Origin of the sequence: Synechococcus sp. OH2 (assembly GCF_047462155.1) — a bacterium.
In the GTDB taxonomy this organism is placed as follows: Bacteria; Cyanobacteriota; Cyanobacteriia; order Thermostichales; family Thermostichaceae; genus Thermostichus.
This window is the reverse complement of the sequence record NZ_JANSIR010000081.1, coordinates 43378-51869: the sequence shown is the minus strand read 5'-3', so window position 1 is coordinate 51869 and position 8492 is coordinate 43378. Positions and strand designations below refer to the sequence as shown.

Annotated in this window: 7 protein-coding genes and 1 pseudogene; 3 read left to right on the top strand and 5 right to left on the bottom strand. The window is 60.5% G+C overall.

Features of this window, described 5'->3' with window-relative positions; translation table 11 throughout:
• A pseudogene (locus NW835_RS07170) lies at nt 1–186 on the top strand (starch synthase); the annotation flags it as partial.
• A gap of 132 nt (nt 187–318) precedes the next feature.
• Nucleotides 319–936 carry a hypothetical protein gene (locus NW835_RS07165; protein ID WP_414377956.1) on the top strand — a complete coding sequence of 206 codons (618 nt, stop codon included), beginning with the start codon at nt 319–321 and terminating at the stop codon, nt 934–936.
• Here the strand turns inward: NW835_RS07165 and rsmD are convergent.
• The 5 genes from rsmD to NW835_RS07140 all read right to left on the bottom strand — a co-directional run bounded on the left by rsmD (nt 933) and on the right by NW835_RS07140 (nt 7504).
• Entirely contained in the window at nt 933–1484 is a 552-nt protein-coding gene (gene rsmD / locus NW835_RS07160) for a 16S rRNA (guanine(966)-N(2))-methyltransferase RsmD (RefSeq protein WP_414414910.1), read from the bottom strand. The two genes, NW835_RS07165 and rsmD, sit on opposite strands and share 4 nt — an antisense overlap.
• 9 nt (nt 1485–1493) lie before the next feature.
• Nucleotides 1494–2381, bottom strand: a complete 888-nt coding sequence (locus NW835_RS07155) for a Sll0314/Alr1548 family TPR repeat-containing protein (protein WP_414377952.1) — start codon at nt 2379–2381, stop codon at nt 1494–1496.
• A 60-nt stretch (nt 2382–2441) separates the two neighbouring features.
• On the bottom strand, nt 2442–3206 hold the full coding sequence (locus tag NW835_RS07150) for a HEAT repeat domain-containing protein (RefSeq protein ID WP_414364041.1): 765 nt from the start codon (nt 3204–3206) through the stop codon (nt 2442–2444).
• A 660-nt stretch (nt 3207–3866) separates the two neighbouring features.
• Nucleotides 3867–4739 (bottom strand): polysaccharide deacetylase family protein, encoded by an 873-nt coding sequence (locus NW835_RS07145; protein WP_414414909.1) that lies wholly within the window; start codon nt 4737–4739, stop codon nt 3867–3869.
• A gap of 353 nt (nt 4740–5092) precedes the next feature.
• Nucleotides 5093–7504: a DEAD/DEAH box helicase gene (locus NW835_RS07140; RefSeq protein WP_414377945.1), complete on the bottom strand. Its 2412-nt coding sequence runs from the start codon at nt 7502–7504 to the stop codon at nt 5093–5095.
• A 179-nt stretch (nt 7505–7683) separates the two neighbouring features.
• Here NW835_RS07140 and NW835_RS07135 point away from each other — a divergent pair, with 179 nt between their 5' ends.
• Nucleotides 7684–8319 carry an anthranilate synthase component II gene (locus tag NW835_RS07135; protein ID WP_414414922.1) on the top strand — a complete coding sequence of 212 codons (636 nt, stop codon included), beginning with the start codon at nt 7684–7686 and terminating at the stop codon, nt 8317–8319.
• Nucleotides 8320–8492 lie beyond the last annotated feature (173 nt).

Genomic DNA, 8492 nt, shown 5'->3' with positions numbered 1-8492 from the left:
GCTTGGGAGGCTTTCCAGCACAAAGACACCTGGCAGGCGCTGCAAAAGCGGGGCATGGCCACCGATTTCAGTTGGCATCGCTCGGCGCTGGAATACCTGCACATGTACGAGCTGATTATGAACTTGCCGCTGTTGCCGGAAAAGACCTCCTCTCAGGCTCAACCCGCCCCATCCCTGCCCAGTTAGTTCCACTCCCGCCAAGGCTGCGCAGCCACCTCCTCGGTAACCCCTGGCTGAGGGGATCCCTGAGCTGCGGCGGAGGTACCCGGAGTGAGATAAAGTAGAACGGGTTAACGAGGTTTTGAGGATTGCCTGCCAATGTTCGGACGACGTCCTGCTGTTGTTGGCCAAGGTCGGCGCCAAGACGCCACTGTCCAAGGGCTCAACTTTCTACGCCGCTCTTGGGCGCGGCTGGTTGTGGCGGTGTTGCTTGGCCTTGTCCTGGGCGTCGGCTCGACTCTCTGGGCCACAGCTCAAGAACTGCCCGCCGGACAGCAGCTCATTCCCAACCCGCAGCAGTTTCGCGCTCTCGAACAACCCAGCAACGCCCTTAGTGTGTTGCGAGCTGAACAACTGGCCGCCGAGGCCGATGCTGCCATCCAGGCGCAAAACTACGACCAGGCTATCCAGCTTCTGCAACAGGTGTTCGACGCCTACAACCAGCGCTCCAACTACCACCAGGATCTCTCCCGCGCTTTTGCCGGGATCCAAAACCGCATCTCCGAAGAGCAGCGGGAGCTGGCCCGCGTTGCTGCCCAGGCTCGGGATCAGGCTGCCTACGATTTAGCCGTGGTCTATCGGGCTGCCGGACGTCCTGAGGAGGCCGTGGGCTGGCTGATCCAGGTCATCAAGAGCCAGACTCCAACCCGGGAGCTGGGCACCCAGGCCTACCAACAGCTTCTGGAGATTGGCTTTGTCAGCACTCCCTTCCCCTAGCGCTGCTCTTCCAGCTTGCGATAGAAAGCCAGCGCCGTTTGCCCATAGGCCCGCTGGTCGAAGCGCAGCAGGGATCCCACCTGGTCGGGTAGCTTCTGGCCGCTGCGATGCTCGACGATCAAAGTTCCGCCTGGCTTGAGGAGGGGCGGGATCAGCGGCAGTAGGGGGGCATACAGACCCGCCGCGTAGGGGGGAGCAAAGTAGACGTAATCAAAGGGATCCAAACCCAGTCCTCGGCTGAGCAGCTTGCGGGCATCTCCCTGGATCACCTGAAAAGCTTGCCCCGGCTGGGCCACCTTGATCCAGTTGGCCTGGATAAGGCGACAGGCAGAAGCAGCAATTTCGATCCCGGCCACAAAAGCCGCCCCCTGGCACAGGGCCTCTGCCCCCACCGTACCGGCCCCACAGCAGAGATCCAGCCAGCGACAGCCTTCCACCTGCCCTCGCAAGATGTTGAACAAGGCTTGCCTCACCCGGCCAGGGGTGGGTCGAGTACCCAGGCCGGCAGGGGTCTGCAGCGCTCGTTTGCCGCTGATGCGCAAGCCCATAGGGATCTATCAAGGGGTAGGTGTGGCAGGCAACTGGCCGGTCAACCCGCTGCGCTGGGCGGCGCGATCCCGTTCCATCTGGATTTGGGACACCAAAGCTTCAGGCAACTGGGCAGAAGCCTGCAGAGCTTGATCGAAAAGGGGGACAGCCTCCCGGTCTTGACCCTTGGCAACCAAAATTTGCGCCTTGAGGTAGTAAAGCTCAGGGTTGTTACAGGAAGCAGCAATAGCCCGATCCACCGCCTCCAGCGCCTCGTCAAAGCGTTGCATATCCCGATAGGCCAGGGCTTGGCCGCGGTAGGACAAATACTCAGGCGCTGCCAGGCGAAACTGATTCAAAGCCTTCTCCCGGTAGGTCAGCAGCAAATCCATATAGCCGTTGAGAAGATTCAACTCAGGGTCGCTGCTGTCCACGGCCTGGGCAGCCCGGATGGAAACAAACAATTGGTTGAGGGTGGGCAATGCCTTGGGCAGCCCGATCACCACCCCCTCCCGCACCACGATGTTGGCCGCCTCCAGCCCATAGCCCACGCCCTCATACAGGTTGCCGCGCAGAGGATCCGTCTTTTTCAGCTCGGCAGCCACCTGGCGGGTTTGGGTGGCCAACTGGGCAAAAGCATCCAGATCCCCCTCTTGGTAGGCCAGCGCCGCCAGCAAGGCATAGACCATTGGCTCGTCGGGGGAAGCTTTCTTGGCTATTTCCAGCTTCTCTCGGCTCTGGGTGTAGCGACCCGCGCAGAAAAACTCCTCAAATGCCGCGGCCACCTCAGGGCTGATGGGGCGGGCATTGGCCCCGCTGCGAAACGGATCCTGCGCCCAAACCGGCAAGGCGGATCCCCATACCCAGCACAGGATCCCCACGAGCTTGGCCCATCTGCCGAACTTGTCGCTTCTCATCCCCTGGCCTCAACACCCACTACGAACTTTTAGCGAATCGGCGCGCACTTGACCTGCTCTTCAGCGCAGCATTTGCGCAATCGCAGCAATGGCTGCGTCCTGAACCAACTCATTGGTCTCGTGAGCCAGGAGATCGTGCAAGGGATCCAGGGCGCGCGGATCCCCGATTTGGCCGAGGGCGCGGGCTGCCGCCTCCCGCACCGCCGGTTCGCCGTCAGAAAGCTTGGTCAGCAAAGCCGGCACCGCCTCAACTGCACGCATTTGACCCAACTGATAGATGGTTTGCAGTTGGGCCTCAAGAGGGGTTGTCGCAGTTGTAGGAACAGAGCTGTACACAGAGATGCCAGGAGAGTAGCCGTAGTAGCCTCGGCTTGCCATGGCGATGGCCGAAAGGGCCTGCAACGCCTCTAGGGCATGATACCGCTCTGCCTCATTCATATGCGGCAATTGGGCCACCAGGTCGTCAAAGGCTTGCTGCACAGGGTCAGCAGCCGCAGCCTGTTGGACAATGCGAGTGAGGTTTTGGTCGGCCTGCATCTGTTGCCAAGACTGGAGCATCGCCAGGCCGGCAACCACCAAAGCAGCATCGGCCAAAACAGCCAGCAGCGCCATCCCGCCCCAAATCTTGCTGCGACGGCTGAGCTTTCGCATCTGCTTATCCACGTAGACGAAAGCTTGGTGCTGCCGCTCCCAAAAGTCAGGGGCCACCTGCAGAGTTTGGGCGCTCAGATCAGGAGACAGAAGGTTTTCCTCGCGGGCCACCTCCAAGTTTTGCAGCCTCTGGTTTAGGCGAGAAAAGTGTTTCGTCCAGAGCCAAGTAAACATCAGGTTCCATCCTCTCTTCGAGCCTGCCAATGGAGCCAAATCCCTCTGACCCAGCAAATCTACGGACTCGCGCTTGCATCCGGGATCAGACTTAGCTTGCCGCTTTTCCCCTGCCGAGGGGAGAACTTAAGCGACAGGATAACAAAAGCCTCGGCCCCCCACCAGCCGGTCTTGACCAGCGGGTCAGGCGGTGCAGGCCCCGGTCTTTAGTCCTGGGGATAAGTCGCCTAATCCTGGCGCTGCATAGCCTGGAGTAGTGCAACAGCAACATCGACACTCCCACCGACTAAAGTCGGGGGATTCTTACGCAGTCCACAGACGGACTCGCAAAGGCGCTGTCAAGACGCTCCTAGACGGCTCCCTGGAACCCAGTCTCAAGGTTCCGCTGACTTGTTGACTTACAGCACTGTCCGGGCCTTTCACCGGGGTAGGTGCTTGCTTAGCAGCAGTTATGGCATTGAACAGCAGCTAAAGCCGCTCTAAGGCTTTTCCGCCCCGCACTAATCGCGCTAGCGGGACGGAGGGCTACCAAGCTACTCTGCTGTGTTATGAGCCGACATCAACATCCAGTGCAAGTATCTGGGCTTAGGCCCAGGGGCTGGAGTTATGGCCTCCCCCCACGGGCGTGCGGTGGCAACTACAGGGGGAGTCGGAGGGGGGTCAGGTCATCTCGGGGGCAGGGCAGGCTTGGGCATACCATTCGTAGAGACCCTCTGCTGTGGTGAGCCAAGTTTGGGGACGGGATCGGATGTGCTGGAGCGCTTTTTTCAGGGATCCCACCCGCAGCGGTTGCCCGACGATGAAAGGGTGCAGGCCAATGGCCATAATGCGAGGGAAGCGTTCTCCCTCTTGCCAGAGTTGATCGAACTGAGCGATGAGGGCTTGGGCAAAAGCTTCTGCTGCTAGGCGGGCACTGAGACAGAGAGTGATGTCGTTGGCTTCCAAGGTGTAGGGGATCGCCAGGAGAGGGCCAGCGGCAGTTTGTAGCCAGTAGGGCTGATCATCGTTCACCCAGTCGGCGGTGTAGCGGATCCCGGCAGCTCTGAGCAAGTCAAAAGTATTCTCGCTAACGGAAAACCCCGGCGTTAGCCAGCCCCAGGGACGAAATCCCACTGTCTTCTCCAAAAGGGACAAGCTGCGTTCGATCAGCTCCTCTTCTGCCTGGCGGGTCAGGCCGCTGTGGCCAGTGGAGTTGTTCCAGCCATGAGCCATCACCGACCAGCAGTGGTGGCGGATCCCCTCAAGGATGGGGGGATATAGCTCCACCATTTCGGCGTTCAAGGCAGCAGTTCCTGGGATCCCCAGCTCTGCGAACAACTCAAACAGGCGCCAAATCCCCACCCGATTGCCGTAATCCCGCCAGCCATAGTTGGCGATCTCGGGCGAGGTGGTGAGATGGGGCTGGATGGCAGTACCCAACTTGCCAAAGGTGAAGTGCTCGATGTTGACCACCACATAGACAGCCACCCGCGCCTGATTCGGCAGGCTCAGCGGGTTTCGCTTGGGCAAGGCTGAGTAGGCAGGCCGCAGCATAACCCACTCCGAAGGGCCTACAAGCACCGAATACTGAGCATAGCTGAGCACCGTCCAGCCTTGCTGCTTGTTCCTGCTTCCAGAGCCCGCAACCGGCTAGAGAAATCTCCACAAGGGTAACTTTCTCCAGGGCGAGCGCTGCGCGAGTGGGATAACTAAGCGATCTTTACTGGCAACGAAACACTTTTCGGCCCAGCGGCATTTCCCGCCGTTAGCGGCATCGCGTTTGCGCCGGCGGACTGTGGGCCCTAGGCAGTTGGCTGGACGGACAAAACCTGTCTGTCCACTCCCAGTTCCCCAAAGAGAAGATCCCCAGGGGCAACCGAATCCTGGCAGATTCCTTCAGTCTACGCTCAGATAAGCTCGCTTACCGGGAAGCGATCCAGCATTTTTTGGGCTTCGCGAGCGTTTTCCCGCAACTCCACCGGCAGATGGGGTAGGTAGGGAATCTGGGAGAGCAAATCCAGCGTGCGGCGGATGAGGCGCACGATATCTCCAGCATCCAGGTTGGTGCTGGCCTCTAGCTTTTCCCAGGGGATCCCTTGGGCCCAGTGTTCCACGATCCCGGCCAGCTCGGGCTCGAACCCAATCGGCACATGAAACACCTGGTGTTGCCGCTGGCTGCGGAAGAGTTGCCGCCGCAGGCCTCGCAAGCCCTGCAGCACATCCTCGACTAGCCCGGAAGTCCGCAGCCGGCTGTAGGTTCCTGAACGGGGAGGCTCGGCCACCAGGGCAGCGATCACCCCAGCCAAGTGATGGGGAGCGCAGCCTAGACATTCGCCAGAGAGCAGGGCCAGCGCCAGCCAGAGCTCGTTATCTCCCCGCAGAGCGGCCACCACCTCTCCACTGGCGGTAGGTTGGTACCCCTGCAGACAGTCGAACTCCTGCAACACACCCACCAGGGCCATAAACTGCTGCCAGCGCAACTCTTGTACCGAGTCGCTTTGCCGCTCCAGGTGCTGCAGACGCTTGAGCAGGCGCTGGCGCTTTTCCTGTAAACCCAGCAGCTTTTTCCCAACTTTGTGGGCAGGGTTTTCGCGGATGCGGGCTTCCAGGGCGCGGATCTTTTCCTCTTGGGCTTGGATGTGGGGAAAAGCCAACAGGCGCAGGGTGGGATCCGGCTCGGCTTCTCGCTGATTGAGCAGGTAGCGCAAGATGCGTCGTTCTTCCCGCCGTTGCGCCTGCATTTTTTCATAGCGGGCAATATCTTCAGCAGAAATATCTCCCAAGAGGCGATCGATCGCTTCCAGCTCGGCGCGCGTGCGCTGGAGCTCCTGTTGTTCGGGTAACTTTTGCAGTGAGAGCAAATACTGGCCAAAGCTACGGTTAATGAGATCCCGCGCCGCCTCCAAAGAGTGCTTTTGCAGCAAATTCAGCACCATGCCATAGGTGGGGGTAAACTGGCTCACCAAGGGATCCGCCCCCGCCGTAGCCAGCCGCGCCGCCTCCTGCGCCCCTTCAAAGGGGGATTGCAACGTCACCACATGCCCGATCACATCTTTGCCCCGTCGTCCGGCCCGGCCCGACATTTGCATAAACTCAGAGGCAGTCAAGAGACGATGGCCGTTGTCGGTGCGCTTGGAGAGGGAGGAAATCACCGTCGTGCGGGCGGGCATGTTGATCCCGGCGGCCAGCGTCTCGGTGGCAAAAACCAGCTTCACCAGCCCCTGCTGAAACAGATGCTCCACCAGGCCCTTCCAGGCGGGCAACATGCCGGCATGGTGGGCGGCAATACCCCGGTAGAGGGCATCCAGTTGATCCCGACGCACGGCTTCCGGCGTTTCCCGGCAAAAGCGGTCGATCTGCTCGGCCAACTGCTGCCGTTCTGCCTCGCTGGCGATCAAATCCAAGTTCCCCACACCGGCCACCGCCAGGTCGCAGCCTTTGCGGCTGAAGATGAAATAGATGGCCGGCAACATGTCCCGCTGGCGCAAGTTTTCTACCACCTGCACCATATCCGGTACCCCCCCGTAGGAGGACTGGCCGGACTTGGGGAGTTTGCTTTTCAGGCGGCGATTGCACACCCACTGGCCTGACTCGGTTTGCTCCAGCAGGGGGAACAGTCCTTTGCGATTGGCAAAGTGAAATTGCAGTGGCACCGGGCGATGGCTGGAGTCGATCAGTCGGGTGGGGCCATGCACCTGGTTCATCCAGTCGGTGAGCTGGTCGCTGTTGGCCAGGGTGGCCGAGAGGGCAACAAGCTGGATGTGGGCAGGGCAGTAGATGATGGCTTCTTCCCAGACAGTGCCCCGCTGCTGGTCGTTCATGTAATGGCATTCGTCCAGGATCACCGCCTGCACATCCCGCAAGGGATCCCGGCTCAGGGCCTCCGCCGCTTCCCACGCATCCATCTCGCTGCCGTAAGCCCCCTGCTGGACGGCGAGAGAGAGCGGCGTGCCGTAGAGCATGTTGCGGAAGATCTCAGTGGTCATCACCAAGATCGGCGCCTCCCGGTTAAGGGAGATGTCGCCAGTGAGGAGGCCAACCTGCTCTGGGCCGAATTGCTGGCCGAAATCGCGAAACTTTTGGTTGGAAAGAGCCTTCAGCGGGGTTGTATAAAAAACCCGCTTGCCCTGGGACAAAGCCCGATAGATGGCATATTCTCCGATCAGGGTCTTGCCAGATCCGGTGGGAGCACAGACCACCACCGATTCCCCTGCTGCCAGAACCTGAATGGCCCGGATCTGAAACTCGTCCAGCTCGAAGGGGAAAAGCTGCCGCAACTCGTCCAGCAAATCGGTTGCCGGGGAGAGGAGCGGGTTCATGGGATCCGAAAAATCATGGGAAAACAACCTAAAAGCGAGCCACCTCGCTGCCGCTTGTGTGCTATATCCTCCAGGATACAAGCTTGATCCGGGTGTTGGCTCTGGGTTGCGAGTCTTGCCGCTGGGGAAGAGCCAAGCCTCGGCAATGCTAAAATGAGGTGCCATCGCCGGGTGCCATCGTGCTGGTTGTAATCGACAACTACGACAGCTTTACCTATAACCTGGTGCAATACCTGGGGGAGCTGGGGGCCCAGGTACGGGTTTTTCGCAATGACGAGATCTCAGTGGCCGAGCTGCGCCAGATGCAGCCGGAGGCGGTGGTCATCTCGCCGGGGCCAGGGCGGCCTGAGGATGCCGGCATCTCGCTGGAGCTGATTCGGGAGCTGGGATCCGAGCTGCCAATCTTGGGCGTCTGCCTGGGGCACCAGTGCATTGGCCAGGTCTACGGGGGGCGCATCGTGCCCGCCCCTGAGCTGATGCACGGTAAAACCTCGCTCATCTACCACCAGGGGGTGGGGGTGTTTGAGGGGCTGAGCCAGCCGTTTGCGGCCACCCGCTACCACAGTTTGGTCATCGAGGCTTCCACCTGTCCTGACGAGCTAGAGGTGACGGCCCAAACCTGCGATGGCACTATCATGGGGGTGCGCCACCGCCGCTATCTCCACGTGCAGGGCGTGCAGTTCCACCCGGAGAGCATCTTGACCACTGAGGGCAAACGCCTGTTGAGCAACTTTCTGCGCTTGGCGCAGCTCCATGCCTTAGGAGCGCCTCAGCCAGCGGCTGCCGTGGTTGCGTCAGGGATCCCCACCCCATGAAGCGTCGCCAGCTTTTGCAAGCCAGCGCTAGCCTGCTGGGATCCCTTGCCGTAGGGGGTCAGCGAGTAGGTGCTCAAACGGCCCCTTCCCCAGGGGGATCCCTGGAGTTTACCCCCCAGAGCTTGCAACTGACCTGGCTGCACCACAGTTGCGTTTTGTTCGAGGGGGAGGGG